At 70.4% G+C, this 21,180-nt stretch carries 21 protein-coding genes; 13 read left to right on the top strand and 8 right to left on the bottom strand.

Annotation, left to right across the window (positions count from 1 at the left end; translation table 11 throughout):
* Positions 1–746: 746 nt before the first annotated feature.
* The gene (locus Pph01_RS18630; protein ID WP_204074391.1) at positions 747–2,327 is read right to left on the bottom strand and encodes an alkaline phosphatase D family protein; all 1,581 of its coding nucleotides are present in this window, start codon (positions 2,325–2,327) and stop codon (positions 747–749) included.
* 66 nt (positions 2,328–2,393) lie between these two features.
* Complete coding sequence (locus tag Pph01_RS18635) at positions 2,394–2,861, bottom strand: MarR family winged helix-turn-helix transcriptional regulator (protein ID WP_204074392.1); 468 nt, start codon at positions 2,859–2,861, stop codon at positions 2,394–2,396.
* A 137-nt stretch (positions 2,862–2,998) separates the two neighbouring features.
* Here Pph01_RS18635 and Pph01_RS18640 point away from each other — a divergent pair, with 137 nt between their 5' ends.
* From Pph01_RS18640 to Pph01_RS18650, 3 genes are all read left to right on the top strand, one after another.
* Complete coding sequence (locus Pph01_RS18640) at positions 2,999–4,093, top strand: substrate-binding domain-containing protein (protein WP_204074393.1); 1,095 nt, start codon at positions 2,999–3,001, stop codon at positions 4,091–4,093.
* 128 nt (positions 4,094–4,221) lie between these two features.
* Positions 4,222–5,646 (top strand): APC family permease, encoded by a 1,425-nt coding sequence (locus Pph01_RS18645; protein ID WP_204074394.1) that lies wholly within the window; start codon positions 4,222–4,224, stop codon positions 5,644–5,646.
* Entirely contained in the window at positions 5,643–6,653 is a 1,011-nt protein-coding gene (locus Pph01_RS18650) for an acetamidase/formamidase family protein (protein WP_204074395.1), read from the top strand. Before Pph01_RS18645 ends, Pph01_RS18650 begins: the two co-directional genes overlap by 4 nt.
* Before the next feature lie 75 nt (positions 6,654–6,728).
* Here Pph01_RS18650 and Pph01_RS18655 read toward each other — a convergent pair whose 3' ends face one another.
* The 4 genes from Pph01_RS18655 to Pph01_RS18670 form a co-directional block, all read right to left on the bottom strand.
* Positions 6,729–7,673, bottom strand: coding sequence for a Gfo/Idh/MocA family protein (locus Pph01_RS18655; protein ID WP_204074396.1), 945 nt, complete (start codon positions 7,671–7,673; stop codon positions 6,729–6,731).
* Positions 7,670–7,900 carry a tetratricopeptide repeat protein gene (locus tag Pph01_RS18660; RefSeq protein WP_239116826.1) on the bottom strand — a complete coding sequence of 77 codons (231 nt, stop codon included), beginning with the start codon at positions 7,898–7,900 and terminating at the stop codon, positions 7,670–7,672. Before Pph01_RS18660 ends, Pph01_RS18655 begins: the two co-directional genes overlap by 4 nt.
* Before the next feature lie 100 nt (positions 7,901–8,000).
* Complete coding sequence (locus Pph01_RS18665) at positions 8,001–8,930, bottom strand: NAD-dependent epimerase/dehydratase family protein (protein ID WP_204074398.1); 930 nt, start codon at positions 8,928–8,930, stop codon at positions 8,001–8,003.
* A 54-nt stretch (positions 8,931–8,984) separates the two neighbouring features.
* On the bottom strand, positions 8,985–9,323 hold the full coding sequence (locus Pph01_RS18670) for a YrdB family protein (protein WP_204074399.1): 339 nt from the start codon (positions 9,321–9,323) through the stop codon (positions 8,985–8,987).
* Between the two features lie 118 nt (positions 9,324–9,441).
* Here Pph01_RS18670 and Pph01_RS18675 point away from each other — a divergent pair, with 118 nt between their 5' ends.
* Positions 9,442–10,143 carry a TetR/AcrR family transcriptional regulator gene (locus tag Pph01_RS18675; protein ID WP_204074400.1) on the top strand — a complete coding sequence of 234 codons (702 nt, stop codon included), beginning with the start codon at positions 9,442–9,444 and terminating at the stop codon, positions 10,141–10,143.
* A 260-nt stretch (positions 10,144–10,403) separates the two neighbouring features.
* On the opposite strand, the gene leuA is transcribed toward Pph01_RS18675, so the two are convergent.
* Entirely contained in the window at positions 10,404–12,131 is a 1,728-nt protein-coding gene (leuA, locus tag Pph01_RS18680; protein ID WP_204074401.1) for a 2-isopropylmalate synthase, read from the bottom strand.
* A gap of 332 nt (positions 12,132–12,463) precedes the next feature.
* On the opposite strand from leuA, the gene Pph01_RS18685 reads away from it, so the two are divergent.
* Positions 12,464–12,709 (top strand): DUF2630 family protein, encoded by a 246-nt coding sequence (locus Pph01_RS18685; protein ID WP_204074402.1) that lies wholly within the window; start codon positions 12,464–12,466, stop codon positions 12,707–12,709.
* An 86-nt stretch (positions 12,710–12,795) separates the two neighbouring features.
* Positions 12,796–13,779: a GNAT family N-acetyltransferase gene (locus Pph01_RS18690; protein WP_204074403.1), complete on the top strand. Its 984-nt coding sequence runs from the start codon at positions 12,796–12,798 to the stop codon at positions 13,777–13,779.
* Between the two features lie 304 nt (positions 13,780–14,083).
* Here Pph01_RS18690 and Pph01_RS18695 read toward each other — a convergent pair whose 3' ends face one another.
* On the bottom strand, positions 14,084–14,776 hold the full coding sequence (locus Pph01_RS18695; protein ID WP_204074404.1) for an ATP-binding cassette domain-containing protein: 693 nt from the start codon (positions 14,774–14,776) through the stop codon (positions 14,084–14,086).
* A 614-nt stretch (positions 14,777–15,390) separates the two neighbouring features.
* Between Pph01_RS18695 and Pph01_RS18700 the strand changes: the two genes are divergently transcribed.
* The 7 genes from Pph01_RS18700 (at position 15,391) to Pph01_RS18735 (ending at position 21,082) form a co-directional block, all read left to right on the top strand.
* Positions 15,391–15,693, top strand: a complete 303-nt coding sequence (locus Pph01_RS18700) for an urease subunit gamma (RefSeq protein WP_203882612.1) — start codon at positions 15,391–15,393, stop codon at positions 15,691–15,693.
* A 130-nt stretch (positions 15,694–15,823) separates the two neighbouring features.
* Positions 15,824–16,285 (top strand): urease subunit beta, encoded by a 462-nt coding sequence (locus Pph01_RS18705; protein ID WP_308441902.1) that lies wholly within the window; start codon positions 15,824–15,826, stop codon positions 16,283–16,285.
* Entirely contained in the window at positions 16,278–18,002 is a 1,725-nt protein-coding gene (locus Pph01_RS18710) for an urease subunit alpha (RefSeq protein WP_204074405.1), read from the top strand. Before Pph01_RS18705 ends, Pph01_RS18710 begins: the two co-directional genes overlap by 8 nt.
* Positions 18,003–18,044: 42 nt before the next feature.
* Positions 18,045–18,965: an urease accessory protein UreF gene (locus Pph01_RS18720; protein WP_239116827.1), complete on the top strand. Its 921-nt coding sequence runs from the start codon at positions 18,045–18,047 to the stop codon at positions 18,963–18,965.
* Between the two features lie 65 nt (positions 18,966–19,030).
* Positions 19,031–19,735 carry an urease accessory protein UreG gene (ureG, locus tag Pph01_RS18725; RefSeq protein WP_204074406.1) on the top strand — a complete coding sequence of 235 codons (705 nt, stop codon included), beginning with the start codon at positions 19,031–19,033 and terminating at the stop codon, positions 19,733–19,735.
* Positions 19,736–19,740: 5 nt separating this feature from the next.
* Positions 19,741–20,532, top strand: a complete 792-nt coding sequence (locus Pph01_RS18730) for an urease accessory protein UreD (protein ID WP_204074407.1) — start codon at positions 19,741–19,743, stop codon at positions 20,530–20,532.
* A gap of 70 nt (positions 20,533–20,602) precedes the next feature.
* On the top strand, positions 20,603–21,082 hold the full coding sequence (locus Pph01_RS18735; RefSeq protein ID WP_204074408.1) for a hypothetical protein: 480 nt from the start codon (positions 20,603–20,605) through the stop codon (positions 21,080–21,082).
* Positions 21,083–21,180: the final 98 nt, after the last annotated feature.

Raw genomic sequence — 21,180 nt, forward strand, 5'->3', positions numbered from 1 at the left:
CACACACTGGCCGAATCCGGCAACGGCGCCGACGCAAGCCGCCCGGCCGACTCCCCGATCGCGTCCACCAGCGCGGCCGATTCATCCACCTCTGAGGGCGCCGCATCGTCGTCGCCCAGGCGTGAAGAACCGGATCCTGGAGCGTCCGAGGCGGGCCCGCGGCCGGACGCCGCGACGGCCTGGCACCCGACGAGTCGCCACCCGACGGCCCGCCGCCGGGCGGGCCGCCACCGGACGGGCCGCCGCCCCAGGGGCCGCCACGTGACTGGCTGAAACCCGGCCAACCGGCACCCGACTGGCCGCCACCCGGCCGCGGATCCGATGCCGGCTCAGTGCGGCGCGCTGCCGCCGTACCTGGCCACAGGTCTTCCACCTGCGGGCGATTCAACGCCGAACTGCCATCGGACGACCACGCCTGAGCCCGAGCCGTCACCTCCGCCCACCACGCCGGACCACACGGCATCTCGCCGGCTCCGGAATCGGGCACGGAACGTGAAGAACGTCGCCCACACGGATCGGCCACGTTTCCCACCTCCCGGCCCAATCGAATCGAAATCCTGTACGAATAATCTCACACTCTGCAATCGAACCGCTACAGATTTCGAACAGAATTTCTATCGTTCGCTTCCAGCGCACTCGCGTTGACCGGGCAGCGCAAAGCCCAGGACCTGCTGCACAAAGCTCAGGACCTGCGGCACAAAGCTCAGGACCTGACGCCCTGACCGGCCCTGCCCCCCCCATGACTCTCAGGGCGCCAGCCGTACCCGGGCCGTCTCTCCGAATTCGGGACGCGCCGCGTACCAGCGCACGACGGCCGACCGGCCGTCGAGGTCCAGCGCGGCCAGCGCGTTGGGGAACCAGGGGCCGTCCGTGATCTTCCACCGGAAGGAGCGCCGGGGCAGCCGCACCATCCGCGCCAGGACCGCGCCCGCGAGCCCCGCGACGCCGAACGACGCGGCCACGTTGGCGAGTCGCAGGGTACGGCTCAGCGGATTGCGGATCGGCGAGCACACCGCCTGGTAGATCCGGGCCGCGTCGAGATCGGCGGAGGCGGGGCCGGCCGCGGCGAGATACGAGTAGTGCACGTCGCCGGAGAGCAGCACGATCGTGGCGGGCGCCCGCCCCCGCCGCCCGGCGGCGACGTCGACGAGCAGGCGGCCGAGGTCGTCGAAGGACCTGCGGAACGCACCCCAGTGCTCGAGGTCGAGGCCCTGACGGACCTTCTCCCCCCATCTCGCCGCGCGGCGGCCCCACGCCCCGTCAGCCAGGGCCTCGTTCCAGCTCTCCACGTCGAAGATGCCGCTCGGCAGGAACGCCGGCACCGAGGATCCGACAAGCAGGTGGTCGACGTCGCCCGTCGCCAGATCGGTGAACCAGGACCATTCCTCGTCGTCGATCATCCTGCGGTGTCCGGGGACGAGGTTTCTGGCACACCGCGTGTCCAGCATGATCAGGCGCGTTCCGCCGATGTCGCGGGCGTAGCTCCATCGCGTCGAGGGGGGATCCTCGTCGGCCCGCCTGGCGAACGCGTCGAGGATCTCCGAACCGTCGCCGTCGGCCGCCCGGATCGCCTCGAACGTGGGGTCGGCCTTGCGATCGGACGGCGAGAGGTTGCCGAGGTGCTGGTAGACCCAGTACGCACCGAGCGCGGACACCACCCGTGACGGCCACCACGGCACCTCGGCCATCTGGCGCCGCCACGCGGCGGAGGTGTTCCAGTCGTCGCGCACGTCATGATCGTCGAAGATCATCGCCGTCGGCACGGTGGACAGAACCCAGCGGACCACCGGTTCGGTCCAGGCCTGCCGGTACAGCTCGGCGTATTCCTCGAAGTCCACGATCTCGTCCGGCCCGTCCTGCCGCCGGGCCCGGATGAAGTCGATCATCTCCGGCGAGGGCTCGTCGGCGTAGACCTGGTCGCCGAGGAACAGCAGCAGGCTCGGCGGGTCCTCCCCCGCCATCAGGCGCAGCCCGTACTCCCTGAGCACGTCGGGCCCGTGGACCTTCTCGTGCTCCTCGTCGTGCGGGACGCTCGTGCGGCAGGAGCCGAAGACGACCCTGCCCAGCTCCGCGAGCGGCCGGACCCGGCTCGGCGGGAACCCCTCGACCGGCCAGACAGGCCGTCCGTCCAGCTCGACGGTGTAGTCGCCCGCGCCCTCGACGTCGACGATCGCGTAGTGGTGGCCGTGCACGGTGAAGGTCCGCTCCGCAGCGCGTTCACCGTCCAGGCCGACGGCGACCTCGCACGGCTCGCTCGTCTCCACCCAGATGGACGCGCTCGTCCCGTCGACATGGCGCAGCATCGGCCCCACCAGTAAGTCGGGCACGTGTCCTCCTCGAGAGTCGCGGGTCGTCGTTCACACAGGCCAGGCCAGGCCCGGGAAGACCCGCGATCAGCCTTCCAGCGCCCGCACGAGGATCTCCAGCTCGCGCATGAGCTCCCCGGTCCTGGCCGTGCCGTACGACGCGAGGATCGCCCGGTGGTGCTCGGCGATCCCCGCTTCGAGACGGCCAAGGAGGTCACTTCCCCGATCCGCCAGGAATACCGCCACCTTCCGCCGATCGGCCGGGTCCTGCCCGCGATAGACGACGGCACGCTCGACGAGCCGGTCGACGGCCTTGGTCAGGGTGGGGTGCGGCATCAGCGCGGCCTCGGCGAGCTCGCCCATCGAGTGACCGCGCCCGTCCGCGAGCGCCTGGAGGATGCGCCACTGCTCGACGGACACGTCCTCGGAGGCGAGCGGGGCGGCCAGCGCCCGGTTCACGCTCCGCTCGGCCCGGCTCAGCAGATAGGCGAGGGAGGAGCCGAGCCCGTCGCCCGCCGGTGGAGACCCCGTACGCAGATCCGTAGGGACCTCCATACGCAGGTCCGGACGCGCCTCCATACGCAGGTCTGGACGCACAGGGGGAAGGGGTGCCTCACGCCCGCCGTCGGGTCCCGCCGTCATCACAGTGGGCTCCCTTCGTTCACGAGCGCGCAAGGGCCATACTCATGCACGTGGCTGATCCTGTCACGGTGGTCATCGACCCCCTCGAAGCGCACCTGGTGCGAGCCGAGACGCTCCGCGTCGGCCTGGTGGTGCCCGTCTCCGGCGTGCTCGGCCTGCTCGGGCCGTGCGCGATCAATTGCGCGATGCTCGGAGCCGCCGAAGTCAACGCCGCGGGCGGCGTCCTGGGCCGGCCGGTGGAGCTGGTGCTCGTCGACGGGGGAAGGGCTCCGGCGGAGGTGGCCCGCGAGGTCTCCGGGCTGGTGCGCGCCGGAGTCGTGCAGGCGGTCGTGGGCACCCACGCCAGTGACGTGCGCGTGGCCGTCGAGCGTTCGCTGTCGGGCGCGGCGCCGTTCGTCTACACGCCGCCCTACGAGGGAGGCGCCCGCAAACCGGGTGTGTACTTCCTCGGCGAGCCGGCGTCCCTGCAGGTGGGGCCGGGGCTCGACTGGCTGGTCGAACATCGCAGGGCCAGTCGGTGGTTCCTGCTCGGCAACGACTACGTCTGGCCGCGGCTGGTGCACGCCTCGGCCCGGAGGCATCTGCGCGCGCGGTCCGCGAGGATCGTCGGCGAACGGCTCGTCCCGTCCGGCACGACGGCGATGGCCACGCTGATCGAGGAGATCGCGGCGGCGCGGCCCGACGCCGTGCTGCTCAACCTCATCGGCAGCGACCTGGTCGCGTTCAACCGGGCGTTCGCGGCGAGCGGTCTGCGCTGCGCGCGTCTGTGCGGGGCGCTGGAGGAGCACGGACTGCTCGCCGTCGGGGGCGACACGACAGGGGAGCTCTACGCGGCCATGGGCTACTTCGGCAGCCTCGCCACCGACGCCAACCTCGGCCTGGGCGAACGCTACGCCCGGATGTTCGGGCCGGACGCCCCGTCGCTCAACGGCCACGGGCACGGCTGCTACGAGGGGGTCCTCATGCTGGCGGCCCTGGCGGGCCGGGCGGGGACGCTGGCCGTTCCCGCCATCGAGGCGGTGGCCGACGGGGCGACCGTCACCACCGGCCGGGGACGGCTGACGCTCCGTGACCGTCACGTCCTGCAGCGGGTCTACGTCGGGCGTGCGGACGGGCTCGACTTCTCGGTCATCGCCTCGGCCTGACTCACGACAAAGCCATGCCTGGATCGCGGTGTTATGACCGTCACGTAAAACTTTCAAACGAAACCTTTTCGTCCTAAAGGGTTAGATCTATCGTACGGCTCTGATCCCGCGTGTTTTAGGAGCCGTCAATGTCCTCTCCCTCTGAGGCCTCCGCATCACCCGCACCACCACCCGCTGCCGGAGTCGAGCAGTTCGGCTACAAGCAGGAGTTGCGGCGTTCACTGAGCTTCACCGACCTGCTGATCTACGGCCTGATCTTCATGGTCCCGATCGCGCCGTTCGGCATCTTCGGCAGCGTCTTCCAGGCCTCCGGCGGCATGGTGGCGCTCGTCTACATCATCGGCATGGTGGCGATGGCCTTCACCGCCCTGTCGTACGCGGAGATGGCCAAGGCCTTCCCGATGGCGGGCTCCGTCTACACCTACGCGGGACGCGGCATCGCCGCCCCCGTCGGCTTCCTCGCCGGCTGGGTCATCCTGCTCGACTACGTGCTCGTTCCCGCGCTGCTGTACCTGATCGCGAGCGCCGCCATGGCGTCGTTCGTGCCCGCCATCCCGATCTGGGCCTGGCTGATCGGCTTCATCGTGCTCAACACGGTGGTGAACTACCTCGGCATCGAGATGACCGCCCGCCTGAACAGGATCATGCTGGTGGCCGAGCTGATCGTGCTGGCGATCTTCCTGGTGATCGGCGTCGTCGCCCTCGCCCAGGGCAAGGGGCACGGCGGCGCGTTCACCCCGTTGTTCGACTCCTCGACGTTCTCCTCGTCGCTGGTCTTCGGCGCGGTGTCCGTGGCGGTGCTGTCGTTCCTCGGCTTCGACGGCATCTCGATGCTCGCCGAGGAGAGCCGTGAGAGCACCCGCCGCCTCGGCCGCTCCATGATCGCCGCGCTCGGCCTCGCGGGCCTGCTGTTCGTCGTCCAGACCTGGGTGGCGGCGCTGCTCGTGCCGAACCGCGCCGACCTGATCGCCAACGGCGACCCGGCCGGCTCGGCGTTCTACGACACGGCCGAGTACGCCGGAGGGCACTGGCTGAGCGTGCTCACCGCCGTCGCGACCGCCATCGCGTGGGGCTTCGCCAACTCGCTCGTCGCCCAGGCCGCGACCTCGCGGCTGCTGTTCGCGATGGCCCGCGACAAGCAGCTCCCCAGCTTCCTCGGCAAGATCCACCCCAAGCACAAGGTGCCGGTCAACGCCACCTTCGTGGTGGCCGCGGTGTCCCTGGGCTTCGGCCTGTACATGAACTCGCGTGACGACGGCCTCACCCTGCTCACCCAGCTGGTGAACTTCGGCGCGATGACCGCCTTCCTCGCGCTGCACGTGTCCGTCGTCGTCCACTACCTCGTACGGCAGGGCAGCCGCGACTGGTGGCGCCACCTGATCGCGCCCGCCATCGGCTTCCTCATCCTGCTCTACGTCGTGATCAACGCCAGCATCGCCGCCCAGACGCTGGGCTTCGTCTGGCTCGCCATCGGCGCGGTCATCCTCGTCGTCTCCTACCTGATGGGCCGGCGACCCACCCTTTCCGGAATCAACTCGGAGGTCAGCGAGTGAACGTCTTCTCCTACCGGCCGGCGCCAGAGGAGCTGTCCTACACCTTCGGCGGCCGTCCGGCGGTGGCCAGGATCGCCCCGGGCACGGTGGTGGAAATGTTCACCGAGGACTGCTTCGGCGGCCGGGTGCGCGGGGTGGACGATCTCCCCTCGCAGGTGTGTGAGTTCCCGTACCTGAACCCGGTCACCGGCCCCTTCCACGTGGAGGGCGCCGAGCCGGGCGACACGCTCGCGCTGCACTTCGTCTCCATCGAGCCGGCCCGCGACTGGGCGGTCTCGACCACGTTCCCGCACTTCGGCGCGTTGACGGCCACGCACACGACCGCGATGTTGCACCCGCCGCTCGACGAGGTCGTGTGGCTCTACGAGGTCGACGCCGAGAAGCGGATCGTCCGCTACCACGCGCGGAGGGGCGACTTCACGGTCGAGATGCCGCTCGACCCGATGCACGGGACGGTGGGCGTCGCGCCCGCCGCGTCCGAGGCGCGGATGACGATCACGCCGGACGCCCACGGCGGCAACATGGACACCCCCGAGCTGCGTGCGGGCGTGACCGTCTATCTCGGGGTCAACGTCGAGGGCGGCCTGTTCGCCGTCGGCGACGGCCACTGCCGCCAGGGACACGGCGAGGTCTGCGGCACCGCGGTCGAGGCCGCGATGAACACCGTCGTCGCCGTCGAGCTGATCAAGGGTGTCACCACGCCCTGGCCGCGGCTCGAGGACGACGAGCACCTCATGTCGACCGGGTCGGCGCGGCCGCTGGAGGACGCCTACCGCATCAGCCAGCACGACCTCGTGACATGGTCCGCCTCGCTCACCGGTCTCGACGAGCTGGACGCCTACCAGCTGGTCAGCCAGGGCGGCGAGGCCCCCGTGGGCAACGTGTGCGACACCAACTACACGATGGTCGCCAAGCTGCCCAAGGCGTACCTGGGCGGTCCTGAGATCTACGAGTCGGCGCACAGCCGTCTTCGCACGCTCGGCGAAGAGTACCTGTCCTCCCGCTGAGCGGCATGCAATGAGGAAACGGCCCACCTCCGGCGGCGTTTCGCCGTACGAGGGTGGGCCGTCGCCGCTGCGCCTCTAGCCCGCGGCGGCCACGATCTCCTCGCACAGGACGTGGGTTCGCAGCGCGTCGTCGGCGGTGATCAGGCGGCCTTCGCGCACCGACGTGAGGAACTCCTGGCACGCCTGCTCGATGCCGCGCTGGCGGGCCACCGGCACCCAGTCACCGCGGTGGCCGACCGCCTCCGTGCCCGAGTACTCGACCACTCCGGCCAGGTTGACGACCCGGCGCTTGGCGCCGCCGCCGATGACCTCGCAGCTCTCCTCGCTCGCGCCGCTGACCCTGCTCATGATCCCGATCGCGGTGAAGTCCGTGTTCCCCGCTTCCTGAGCCGCGCTGGAGCCGCGCAGGTGGAGGACGACATGCTCCAGCAGCCCGTCCCGGACCCGTACGTCGATCGACACGTCGGTGACGTCACCCGGAGCGAGGAATCGCAACGTGTCCACCACGTGGATGAAGTCGTCGAACACCACCCGGCGGGGGTCGTCCGGCTGGCTTGCACGGTTCTTCTGCATGATCACGAGGTCACGCGGCAGGTCGCGCAACGCCGCATAGTCCGGCGCGTATCTCCGGTTGAACCCAACCATGAGCGACCGGCGGCGCTCCGCCGCCAGCCGTACGAGCTTCTCCGCGTCGGGAAGGTCGTACGCGAGCGGCTTGTCCACGAAGACGTGGACGCCCGCCTCGATCAGCTCCGTCACGATGTCCACGTGGGCGGGCGTCGCAGCGTGCACGAAGGCGGCGTCGATCCCCGCCGCGACGACCTGGCCGACCGAGGTGAACCTCTCGGCCACTCGATAGGCGTCGCCCAGCCGGTCCAGCGTCGGCCGGTCCCGGGTGCAGAAGAGGAGGTCGAGGCCCGGCGTCGCCCCGAGCACCGGGAGGTAGGCCTTCTGCGCGATGTCCCCGAGCCCGATCACCGCGACGCGTGGCCGGCTCACGGCCTCCTGAGGCGATGTCATCGGTCCTCCATGAGGAGCCACGCGTAGTTGGCCAGCGAACGCTGGTACCTGGGCAGGTGCGGGGCCGGCGCGCCGAGCGCGAGCGAGACCGCCTCGCGCTCGTGACCCGTGCCGACGAGCGCCAGGGCCAGGAACTCCGCCTCGTCGCGCCGGTCGATCGACGCCCGCACCTCGGCGAGACGCCGTTCCCAGCCTTCGTCCAGTGGTTCGGTCACTCGTTCAGTCACGCGGATCACCCTGTCACAGTCTCAGCCCGTTCTTCGCCTTTGCGGTGTTCTGTGGTCGCCGCTGGGGTCACCGCTCGGTGGGGCCACCGCTCGGGTGGGATCACTGCTCGCGCCACCAGGTGAGGGTGGCCTTCAGCGCGTCCTCCATCGGAGTGGGGGCGGAGCCGAGAACGGCCTGCGACGCCGACGAGTCGAGAACGAACGGCCGGTCGAACTGGTAGCGGGTCTCCCTCATCTCCTTGAGGAACGGGACGGCCATGCCCGCGGCCCTGAGGACCCACCCGGGGATGCGCCGCAGGCGCGGGGCGGGCGCTCCGGCCAGTGCGGCCAGCCTCTCCGCGATCTCCCGCAGGGTGACAGGCGGGTCCGTCGGGACATGCCACGCGTGGCCCCAGGCCTTCTCCTCGGCCGCCGCGGCCATCAGCGCACGGGCGACGTCGGGGATGTAGGTCCAGCTGTGCGGGATGTCCGGGTCGCTCAGCACCATGGCCGGCTTGCCGTCCAGGAGGGGCCCGAGGAATCGCCCGCCCAGGTACGACTGGTCGGACGACCCCGGGCCGAAGTAGTCGGAGCCCCTGATCTCGGTGACGCGGACCCGTCCCGCCTGATGGGCGGCCAGGGCCTGCGCCCACATCTCGGCCCGCACGCGACCCTTCGTGCCGGTGGACGCCAGCGGCAGGTCCTCCGTCATCGGGCCGTCGACGGGGCCGTAGCCGTACAGGTTGCTGATCGTGGCGAGGACGGCCCCGGTCGCCTCCGCGGCCTCCAGGAGTGCGGCCGCGACGGGCGGCCAGTCCCGCACCCACTGGTGGTACTTCGGGTTCATGCAGTTGTAGAGCGCGTCGGCCCCGTCGGCGAGCCGACGCATCGCGGCCGAGTCCGCGGCGTGTCCCGCGACCAGGCGGATCCCCGGGCGCTTGGGGCCGGAGCCCGAACGCGTGACGACGACGACCTCGTGACCCTGCTCCGCCAGCTCCCGCGCGACGTGCCCGCCGACCTGTCCGGCTCCGACGATGACGTGCTTCCCCATGACGACTTCCTCCTTCAGACGTGGTGAACCTGTCGACTTCAGACCTGGTGCCGTTCAGACCTGGTGCCAGATGAGCCGCAGTACGGCGTTGACGATGTAGACGGCGGCGAAGACGGTTCCGGCGGTGACCAGCCCGGAGGCGATCAGAGCCGCGGCCCCTCCCCCGAACCAGAGGATCTCCAGCACTGCGCGCGCGATGCCCTTGAGCGGGACGGGCGGATTGTTGGCGGCCCCGAAGATCGCCCACACCGCGATGAACAGAGCAGGAGCGCCGATCCCGGCCAGCAGACGCAACGGCAGGCTCTCGCTCACCGTGAATCCCCAGTAGCCGACCGAGAACAAGACCCCGAGCTCCAAGAAGAACATCAGTGCGGCATTCGCTGCCTTGGCCATTTCCGCCTCCGTGTAACGCATCAGGTGCAGGCTTGCGAGAGCAATGCTCTCTCTTGAGAGCGATGCTCGTCAAGAGCAGTGCTCTCTTTTTGTGGCACCGCTCTGATAGCCTGCGGACATGAACGCGAGCCGTACCGCCAGAGAGCGGGTCCGAGCGGAGCTGATCCGGGAGATCACGGACATCGCGCGCCGCCAGCTCGCGACGGAGGGGGCGGGCGGACTGTCGCTCCGCGCCGTCGCGAGGGACATGGGGATGGTGTCGTCGGCGATCTACCGGTACTTCCCGAGCCGTGACGACCTGCTGACGGCGCTGATCATCGATGGGTACAACGCCATCGGCGAGGCCGTGGAGACCGCCGACGCGGGAAGCCCGCGGGACGACTTCACCGGGCGCTGGCTGGCCGTCTGCCATGCCGTACGAACCTGGGCCCTGGAGCGCCCCCACGAGTACGCCCTGCTGTACGGCTCGCCGGTGCCGGGCTACCAGGCCCCGGAGGACACGATCGGCCCGGCCAGCCGGGACACGGTGGTGTACGGGCGGATCATCTCGGAGGCGCAGGCGGCGGGCCGGCTGACCCCGCCCGTCATGTGCCCGGCGCCTCCCGAGGTGTTGTCGTCCGACGCCGACGCGGTGCGGAGCGTCATGCCCGGCGTCTCGGACGACGTGGTGACACGGGGCATCGTCGCCTGGACCGGGCTGTTCGGCATGGTGAACTTCGAGCTGTTCGGCCAGTTCAACAACGTGATCGACCACCGGAGGGAGCTCTTCGAGCACAACATGCTCTGCCTGGCCGCCCTCATCGGCCTCCCTCCCGCGTGATCATGCATGAATTCGGCGGAACACCGTCTCACCTGCGCGAACGAGCTTCGCGATCATGCAGAGAAGGCGGCACCCTCTGAGACGAGAGTGCCGCCTTCCGCCTTCTGCGCGTCGGCCGCCATTCGCCGGCCGGCGGCCGTACGCCGGGGTCAGTTCAGTCCAGCCCCACGACTCACCGCCATTGCATGATCACGACGGCCGTCGATGCGGCTCAGCGCACATCTTCACGAATCCGTGCATGATCACACCCAAGAGGGGGGTTAGGGGTGAGTGGCGCGGTTGGCCGCCGAGATGATGGCCTTGAGTGAGGCGGTCGTCGTGTTGGCGTCGATGCCGACTCCCCACAGCACGACGGCGCCCTTCGGCCCCATGACCTCGCACTCCACGTAGGACGCGGCCTTCGCGTCGGCCCCCGCGCTCATCGCGTGCTCGGTGTAGTCGAGCACCCGCACCACGACGCCGACCCCTTCGAGCGCGTCGCAGAAGGCCGAGATCGGGCCGTTGCCGACCCCCTCGATCTCGCGGATCTGACCGTCGATCCGCACATCGGCGCTGATCATGTCCTTGTCGTCGACGGTCGAGGAGTGACGGTGGGCCAGCAGGCCGAGGCGCCCCCACGGCTTGTCCGGGTTGGGCAGGTACTCGTCGGCGAACGCGTCCCACATCGCCGCCGCCGTGACCTCGCCGCCCTGGGCGTCGGTGTGAGCCTGGACGACGCGGGAGAACTCGATCTGCAGCCGGCGCGGCAGGTCGAGCTGGTGGTCGGCCTTCATGATGTAGGCCACGCCGCCCTTGCCCGACTGGCTGTTGACGCGGATCACGGCCTCGTACGAACGGCCGATGTCCTTGGGGTCGATCGGCAGGTACGGCACGGCCCAGGTGAACTCGTCCACCGGGACCCCAGCGGCCGCCGCGTCACGCTCGAGGTGCTCGAAGCCCTTCTTGATGGCGTCCTGGTGGGAGCCGGAGAAGGCCGTGTAGACGAGCTCGCCGCCCCAGGGGTGGCGAGGGTGGACGGGCAGCTGGTTGCAGTACTCGACGACCCGCCGGATCTCGTCCATGTCCGAGATGTCGACCTCAGGGTCGATGCCCTGGGAGAAGAGGTTCATCCCCAGGGTGACCAGGCAGACGTTGCCGGTCCGCTCCCCGTTTCCGAACAGGCAGCCCTCGATGCGGTCGGCTCCCGCCATGTACCCGAACTCCGCCGCGGCGACGGCGGTGCCCCGGTCGTTGTGGGGGTGCAGCGACAGCACCACGGAGTCCCGGTACGCCAGGTGGCGGTTCATCCACTCGATCTGGTCCGCGTACACGTTGGGCGTGGCCATCTCGACGGTCGCCGGCAGGTTGATGATCACCTTGCGGTCGGGCGTCGGCTGCCATACGTCGTTGACGGCATTGCAGACCTCGACCGCGTACTCCAGCTCGGTGCCGGTGAACGACTCGGGCGAATACTGGAAGTAGATCTCGGTGCCGTCCATCTGGGCGGCCAGCTTCTTGCACAGCTTGGCGCCCTCGACGGCGATGGCGGTGATGCCGTCCTTGTCCAGGCCGAAGACGACCCGGCGCTGAAGGGTCGAGGTCGAGTTGTACAGGTGGACGATGGCCTGGCGGGCGCCGCGCAGCGACTCGAAGGTGCGCTCGATCAGCTCGGGCCTGGCCTGTGTGAGGACCTGGATGACGACATCGGAGGGGATGCGGTCCTCTTCGATGATCTGGCGGATGAAGTCGAAGTCGGTCTGCGACGCCGCGGGGAAGCCGACCTCGATCTCCTTGTACCCCATCCGTACCAGCAGCTCGAACATCTTGAGCTTCCGGTCGGCGTCCATGGGGTCGATCAGGGCCTGGTTGCCGTCGCGGAGGTCGACGGCGCACCACCGGGGCGCCTTGGTGATGACCTTGTCCGGCCAGGTGCGGTCGGTCAGCCGGATCGGTTCGAACGGCGTGTAGCGGTGGAACGGCATGGGGCTGGGCTGCTGGGAATTCATCATGCTCCTCGTCGGGCACACGGCGACGCGAGAGATCTGGTCCCGATCGAATTGAGAGGCGTCGCCAGTGAGAGAGATCATTGACGGCCGACGCGCGTGAGCCTCACCGCGACGAGGGAGCCGACCTCTTACAGGCCCTCGACGCGGCGGATAAGAAGGAGCCCGCGCAGCATGCCAAGGAGACTAGCAGACCTCCGAACCTGGCCCGGACGGGGACCCCGATCGCCATCACCCCTCGTCCCCCGGCTCTCAACGTGTCGCCCAGGCACTCATATGCGGCCAGATGGTCTGTTTCCCCTCACGCTAGGGTGACTCACAACGAAGGGGGTTGCGCCATGAAGGACAACGAGATCCTCGGTCAGATCGGTGAGCTCATCGACGAGGAGCACACCCTGCGCCGGCGTCTCGCCGCGGGTGAGCTGAACTCGGAGGAGGAGCACACCAGAATCCGCGATCTCGAAGAGTCGCTCGATCGCTGCTGGGATCTGCTGCGCCAGCGCCGGGCCCGTCGCGGTGCGGGTGAGGACCCCGACGACGCGGCCGCCCGCCCGGTCGGCGAGGTCGAGAACTACCTGCAGTAACCCCTCAGGTCGTCGCACGTCACCCGCCGTCTCACCAGCCGAAAACCACTCGCGCCGGTGGACGGCGGTGAGATTGTCTTGACGACATGCAGATCGAGCGCGTCGACTTCAGCGTCCCCGGCGATCGCATGTCAGGCCTGTACGCCGCCGATCGCGCCGATCCGGGGCCTGGACCGCGGATGTCGTTCCGCCACTTCCAGGTCGTGATCGAGCACGGCTGGTCTGACGAGCGCAGCGAGGCCTGGGTGGCCCGCCGCTCGGGCGAGATCGTCGGCGGGTACGCCCTGATCTACCCCCAGTCGGACAACACGCATCTGGCGATGATCCGCCTGCTGACCGTTCACCCCGACCACAGGCGGGGCGGCGTGGGCGGGTCCCTGCTGCGCCACGCGGTCGACCGGGCCAGGGCCGAGGGGCGGCGGGTGATCCTCGCGGAGGCGGCCGTCGACCGGCCGGGCGCGCAGTTCGCCGAGGCCTTCGGCTTCTCCCCCGCCGCCACGGAGGCGCGGCGGGTCCTCGACCTGCGCACGGCCGACTGGTCCGGTCTCGAGCTCATGCGAGGCGACGCGGTACGGCACGCGCGGGACTATTCGCTCGAACGCTGGGCCGGCCCGGTGAGCGAGGAGCAACTCGGCGACATGCCGGAGCTGATGAGCGGCATGAACGACGAGCCGCTCGGCGACCTGGACATCGAGGACCAGCACTGGGATCCCGCCAGGATCCGCGCGCACGATCGGATGATGGCCGCGGCGGGACTCAGGGCGTACACGATGGTCGCGCGGCACACGAGCACCGGCCAGCCTGCGGGATTCACCCGGATCGCCGTCGACGCCCACGAGCCGGACGGATGGGCCCGGCAGCACGACACCGCCGTGCTGCGCCCGCATCGGGGCCGGCGGCTCGGCCTCATCCTGAAGCTCGCCAACCTCGCGTGGTTCCACGCCTGCGAGCCGTCCGTGGAGCGGGTGGTGACGTGGAACTCGACGTCGAACAGTCACATGCTCGGCATCAACGAGAAGATGGGCTTCCAGGTGCTCGACCTGTGGAACGAGTGGCAGCTGCGCATCTGAGCCCAGAGGGCCTCCGCGTCGAGGAGGAAGCGAATCGGCCATGCGCAGGGCCAGGTCCACAGGACTCTTGTCGATCAGTCCCGGCGAGGCCAGAGGCGTTCATGCATTCGATCGCTTCCTCTCTTCGACCATAACCCCGGCCGTGACCCCGGTTGCGCGCGACCCGCCCGGCGCCCGGCACAGGAGCGGCGCCGGTACGGCACCCCTGTACGGCGCCAGCCCCGTACGGCATAGGCCCTTTCGGCACCGCCCCCGGCCGGACGTTCCGGCAGGCGGCTTCATCGGAGGCCCTCGCCAGGCTCCGTCAGACCGCGAGCAGGCGGTGGACGTCCTCTCCCTTGAGCTCTTCCGCGGTTCCGGACCGCACCACCCTGCCCGCGTCGAGGATCACGAAGTCGTCGGCCAGTCGGAGAGCGAGGTCGAGATGCCGCTCCACCAGCAACATCGCGAGCCCGGATGCGCGCAACCGCTCGATGGCCTCCTCGATCTCGAGGATGATCGACGGCTCGACGCCCTCGGTCGGCTCGTCCAGGATCAGCAGCCGGGGGCGCGTCACCAGGGCCCTGGCCATCGCGAGTTGCCGCTGCCGCCCGCCGGGCAGGTTTCCGGCCGGTCTCTTCAGCAGCGGCCCGAGCCCGGGGAAGAGCTCCAGCGCGTCGTCGACGGCCGTCGCGTCCTTGTGCGGCGAGGCCTCCAGCGTGACCATCAGGTTCCCCATCACGCTGAGCTGGGGAAAGGTGTCGTGGCCCTGGGGCACGTAGCCGATGCCGAGCCGTACGCGCTGGTCCGGCCTGAGACCGGTCAGCGGCCTGCCCTCGAAGGTCACCGACCCGCCGGACACCGGCACGACGCCCATAACGACGTTGAGCAGGGTCGTCTTGCCCACGCCGTCCCGGCCCATCACGCAGGTCAGCCGGCCGTCGCCGACCTCCATGGAGACGCCGAAGAGCACCTGCGCGCCGCCGTACCCGGCCTCGAGGACTTCAACGGACAACATCATCGGCCTCCTCGCGCGCCTGCCCCCGGATGAATCTCCTGTACCCGCGGATCCGGCCTGGCGCGCTCGGCGGACCCGGTCTCGGCCATTTCGTTTCACCAGCGGGGTGCATTCCTCACCGAGAACCTCCATGCCGTTCACCGCGGCAGAGGCGTTCGACGATTTCCGGCCGTTCCGGGGAACACGTGGTCGCCGCCCGACAGGACCTGATTCCTCTTTCCCCAGTTCCTTGAGATGGCCGGGGCCTGGCACAATCTGGCCGATTCGTGGTCTCGCCCGTGGAGAAAAATGTACGGTCGGCTTTCCAGCCCTTCAGGCTCCACCGGCCACCGCAGGAGAGCTCGGCCCTCACCCTCCAGGGCGACCCTTCCGCAGGCGGCGAGCACCACCACCGGAATCCAGGCGGCGGTTCAGCCCCCGGGCCGAATTGCGCAATCATTCCTCCTTGCCGATACGGCTCGCGGCCGTCTCCCTGCGGTCATGTTGATAGCGTGAGATTTCTCGAAAAGCTCCAGAAAGTTAACAACTTATGAGCCGTCACTCACGTCGATCCCGATACACGCTGGAAATGAACCAGTAACGCGAGGGAAACTGCGATTCTCTATTGTCCCGCCATGCGGCTGACCCCACACGAACAGGAACGCCTCCTCATTCACGTCGCCGCCGGCGTGGCCCGCGACCGCAAGGAGCGGGGCCTGCGGCTCAACCATCCCGAGGCCACCGCGATGATCGCGTCCTTCCTGCTGGAGGGGGCCCGCGACGGCAGGAGCGTGGCGGACCTCATGGACGCCGGCCGCAAGGTGCTCCGCCGCGACGACGTCATGGAGGGCGTGCCCGAGATGCTCGACTCCGTCCAGATCGAGGCCACATTCCCTGACGGCACCAAGCTCGTCACCGTCCACAACCCGATCACATGAGCCGGGGCGCCGCCTGGGACCGCGAGCCACCCGGTCGCACGGCCCCGGCATCCACCGCAGGAAACGGCCCGGGACGCGCCGCGCACGCCGTACCGCGCGCATGGACGCAGGCAGGAGAGGGAGGCGCCCGATGAGCAGCGCGAGCACACCCGGCGAGCCCAGCGTGCCCAGCCTGCCCGCCCAGCCCGGCACACCCGCCGAGCCCGGCGTTCCCGACACATCCAGCGTGCCCGGCAGGCTTGACACATCCAGCACGCCCGGCGCACTCGGCGTGCCCGGCGAGATCGTGTACGGCGACGCGCCCGTCCCGCTGAACCCCGGCAGAGAACGCGTGACCCTCCGCGTGGTCAACACCGCCGACCGGCCCGTCCAGGTCGGCTCCCACTACCACTTCGCGGCGGCCAACCCGGGCCTGGAGTTCGACCGGCAGGCGGCGTGGGGCACACGTCTCGACGTCCCCGCCGGGACGGCCGTCAGGTTCGAACCGGGTGTCGAGCGCGACGTCACGCTCGTGCCGATCGCCGGGAACCGCATCGTGCCCGGCCTGCGCCCGGAGTGGGCCGGCCCGCTGGACGGCGGCGCCCGTGGCTGACATCGAGCGATCGCGTTACGCGGCCCTGTACGGCCCGACCACGGGCGACCGGGTCAGGCTGGCCGACACCGACCTGTTCGTCGAGGTCACCGAAGACCTGTCGATGGGCCCCTCGGGAGCGGGCGACGAGGTGGTCTTCGGCGGCGGCAAGGTCATCCGCGAGTCGATGGGCCAGGCCCGCACGACTCGGGCGGACGGCGCGCCCGACCTCGTGATCACCGGCGCGGTGATCCTCGACCATTGGGGAGTCGTCAAGGCCGACATCGGCGTGCGGGACGGGCGGATCGCCGCCATCGGCAAGGCCGGCAACCCCGACACCATGGACGGCGTGCACCCCGACCTGGTCATCGGGCCGTCGACCGAGATCCTCGCGGGCAACGGCAAGATCATCACGGCCGGCGGCGTCGACTCCCACGTCCACCTCATCGCCCCGCAGATCCTCGACGAGGCCCTCGCCTCCGGCATCACCACGATCATCGGCGGCGGCACGGGCCCGGCCGAGGGGACCAAGGCGACCACCGTGACCGGGACCTGGTACCTGGCCCGGATGCTGGAGTCCCTGGACTCCTACCCGATCAACGTCGCCCTCCTCGGCAAGGGCAACACGGTCAGCACCGAAGGCCTGCTGGAGCAGCTGCGCGCCGGGGCGTCGGGATTCAAGCTGCACGAGGACTGGGGCACCACCCCGGCGGCGATCGACGCCTGCCTGAGCGTCTGCGACGCCACCGGCGTGCAGGCGGCCATCCACACGGACACGCTCAACGAGGCGGGGTTCGTCGAGTCGACGCTGAAGGCCGTCGCGGGCCGGGCCGTCCACGCCTATCACACCGAGGGCGCGGGAGGCGGCCACGCCCCGGACATCATCAAGGTCGCGTCCCACGCCAACGTGCTGCCGTCGTCCACCAATCCCACGCGGCCGCACACGGTCAACACCCACCACGAGCACCTCGACATGCTCATGGTCTGCCACCACCTGAACCCGTCGATCCCCGAGGACCTGGCGTTCGCGGAGTCGCGAATCCGGCCCGCCACGATGGCCGCCGAGGACGTGCTCCACGACATCGGCGCGATCTCCATGATCGGCTCGGACTCGCAGGCGATGGGCCGGGTCGGCGAGACGATCATCCGCACCTGGCAGACCGCGCACGTCATGAAGGCGCAGCGCGGCACGCTCACCGGTGAACCCGGCAACCCAGCGGACAATCTCCGCGCTCGCCGCTACATCGCGAAATATACGATCAACCCGGCCATCGCCCATGGGCTGGACGCCGAGGTCGGCTCGGTCGAGGTCGGCAAGCTGGCGGACCTCGTGCTCTGGAGCCCCGCCTTCTTCGGCGTGAAGCCCGACCTGGTCGTCAAGGGCGGAGTGATCGCCTACGCCCAGATGGGCGACGCGAACGCCTCCATCCCGACCCCGCAACCGGTCCTCCCCCGGCCGATGTTCGGTGCGTCCCCGGCCACCGCGGCAGCCACGTCGCTGCACTTCGTGGCCCCGCTGGCCATCGAGGACGGCCTGGCCGACCGCCTGGCCGTACGGCGTCGCCTGGCGCCGGTCGCCGACGTGCGGAACCGGCGCAAGAACTCGATGCCCCTCAACGACGCCCTGCCGGCCATCGAGGTGGATCCGGACACGTTCACCGTCCGCGTCGACGGTGAGCTGATCGAGCCCGCCCCCGCCGAGCGGCTGCCGATGGCGCAGCGCTACTTCCTCTTCTGAGCCGGAGGGCCTGCCATGCGAGAGCACGGGAGAGGAGACGGGATGCGTGACAGGCCGACCGGCGACGCGGCGTTGCTGCTGCTGGCCGACTCCCGGCTCCCCGCGGGCGGTCACGCCCACTCGGGCGGCGCCGAGGAGGCGGTGCGGCTCGGCACGATCACCGGCCCGGAGGATCTGGCGCGGTTCCTCCGGGGCCGGCTCGCCACGGCGGGGCTGGTCAGCGCCGCGCTGGCCGCCGCCGCCTGCGAGTTCGCCGCCGCCACCGCGGACCACCCCGCCGGGCCGTACGGCCACGCAGGCCCGGATCCGAACGCCGCGGACCTGAACGCCACCCCGAACCCGGGCCGAGCCCCAGCCCCAGCCCCAGCCCAGGACACTGAACCGGCCCAGAACACCAACCCGGCTTCAGCCCTGGACGCCGATCCGGCTTCAGCCCCGGACACCGATCCGGAGCCGGCCACCGACCCGGCCCGTCTCTGGCGGCGGCTCGACGCCGAGGCCGACGCCCGGACCGCCTCACCCGCCCAGCGTGAGGCCAGCCGGGTCCAGGGACGGCTGCTAATCCGCTCCGCCCGCAGGATCTGGCCGTCGGCCGTGCTCGACGAGCTGGCGAGAGCCGTACCGGAGGGCGCGCACCATCCCGTCGCCCTCGGGGCGGCGGCGGCCGCGGCGGGCTGCGACCCGTATCAGGCGGCGCTGGCGGCGGCGTACAACTCGGTGACCGGCCCGGCCACGGCGGCGGTGCGGCTGCTCGGGCTCGACCCGGTGACCGTGCACCGACTGCTCGCCGACCTGGCTCCGGCGCTGAACGACGCCGCGCACGCGGCCTGCGCGTCGCTCATCGACGACGTCGTGCCGACCGGCGGATCAGGGTGGCCGGCTCTGCCCGGCCACACCGCTCCAGCGCTGGACCTGCTGGCGGAAGGCCATCTCGACAACCCGATGAAGCTCTTCGTCTCCTGACGAGGTCACCCCCGAACCGAGAACGACACCCAGCATCACCTCCGAAGCCGAAGGACGGGCCACATATGGGCGCTCAGCACGACGACCTCCACGACGCGGCCGATCCGCACGGGCGCGCACTGCGGCTCGGCATCGGCGGGCCCGTGGGAAGCGGCAAGACCGCCCTGGTGGCGGCGCTGTGCAGAAGTCTCGGCCCGTCGATGCGGCTGGGGGTGGTGACCAACGACATCTACACGACCGAGGACGCCGAGTTCCTGCGCCGCGCAGGGGTCCTCGACCCGGAGCGGATCCTCGCGGTGCAGACCGGCTGCTGCCCGCATACCGCCATCCGCGACGACATCGCCGCGAACCTCGACGCCGTGGAGACGCTGGAGGAGCGTTTCGGCCCTCTCGACCTCGTGATCGTCGAGAGCGGAGGCGACAACCTGACGGCGACCTTCAGCCGGGGCCTGGCCGACCGGCAGATCTTCGTGCTCGACGTCTCCGGCGGCGACAAGGTGCCCCGTAAGGGCGGCCCCGGGGTCACCACGGCCGACCTCCTCGTGGTCAACAAGACCGACCTCGCCCCGCTCGTCGGGGCCGACCTGACCGTGATGTCCCGCGACGCCGCGGCCGTACGCGACGGCAGGCCGGTGTTGTTCACCTCGATCAGGGAGGACCGCGGCGCCCACTCCGTCGCCGAGTGGGTCACCAGCCTCGTGAACGCCTGGAAGCACGCCAACGCCCACACACACGACCACACCCACACGACCCCGACGACGGCCGCCTGAGCGCCATGACGACACCGCTCAGCAGCCCCGCGGCGTCGCGTACGTCGTCGGTGACAGCACGAGCGGTCATCGCGACGGAGGCGGCGGGCGGGCGGACGCGCCTGGAGACGTTGCGGTCCGATCCGCCGCTGACGCTGCGTCAGACGGGCCCCGGCCTGGTGCACCTGGTCTCGACCGGGGCGGGCCCGCTCGGTGGGGACCGCCTGGAGCTCACGATCGACGTCGCCCCAGGCACCGATCTGGAGGTGCGTTCGGTGGCGTCCACTCTGGTGCTCCCCGGCTCCTCCCCCGCGGATTCGGTCATGCTGGTCGACGCCCGCGTCGGCGGGGGCGCGTCGTTGCGTTTCTCACCGGAGCCGACCGTGCTCGCCGCCGGGTGCTCGCACCACATGGCCGTACAGCTCTCGCTCGCCGAGGACGCCGTGCTCTTCTGGCGTGAGGAGATCGTCTTCGGACGGCACGGCGAACGGCCAGGCCGCTGCCGTACCAGGTTCGACGCCACCGTCGCCGGACGGCCGCTGCTGAGACAGGAGCTGCTCATCGGAGATCCGGCGGTCGACGGCCCCGCCGTGTACGGCGACGCCCGGTGCGTCGGCTCCACCCTCGTCGCGGGGCCGCAGTGGGACGCCGCCCGTGATCGGAAGCGGGAGCCCCGGGCCACGATCGGCGACGGATGGGCCGCGTTGCCCCTCGCGGGGCCGGGAGTGCTCGCCTCCGCCCTCGCCCGCGACACCGTGGAGTTGCGGTCCCGCCTCGAACGCGCCGAGCGCGCGGCCGATCTCTACTCGACCTCATGAGCGGAGAAATCGGGGCCTGCCATGCCGCAACGGACACCAGCGGTGGACGTCGGGCCGTAGCCTGGTGATCGTGTCTGAACCCACCCTGCCCGGCTACGCGATGCCGGGCCGGAGCACCCCCAGTCTGCTGCTGGCCATCGGCGTGATCGTCGCCGGCCTCGCACTGGCCGTGACGGCGCTGCTGCCGTGGGCGGGGGTGACGGCGCGGTTCAGCGTGCTGGACGCCGAGGTCGGCCACGTGGTGCGGGGCGTGGGTGACGGAGCGGGCTGGGCCGTCATGGTCGCCGGGCTCGTGGCGATGCTGCTCGGGATCCTCGGCGTGGTGCGGAGCTGGCTGTTCACCGGGTTCGCGATCCTGCCGGGCGCGGTCGCCGCCTTCTCCCTCGCGATGTTCCTCATGGACCCCCAGGACCTGGCCGACCGGTTGAACTTCCGCGTCCCCGGGCTGATCGACGTCCACCCCACGATCGAGTACGGCTGGTTCGCGGGGCTGTTCGCCTCGGTCGTCGTCGCCGTGCTGGCCGCCGCCTCACTGATCCGCCGCCGCTGAACGCCGCGGCCTCCGTGGCCTCCGTGGCCTCCGTGGCCTCCGTGGCCTCCGTGGCCTCCGTGGCCTCCGTGGCCTCCGTGGCCTCCGTGGCCTCCGTG

The sequence above is a fragment of the Planotetraspora phitsanulokensis genome, assembly GCF_016863295.1.
Taxonomy (GTDB): domain Bacteria; phylum Actinomycetota; class Actinomycetes; order Streptosporangiales; family Streptosporangiaceae; genus Planotetraspora; species Planotetraspora phitsanulokensis.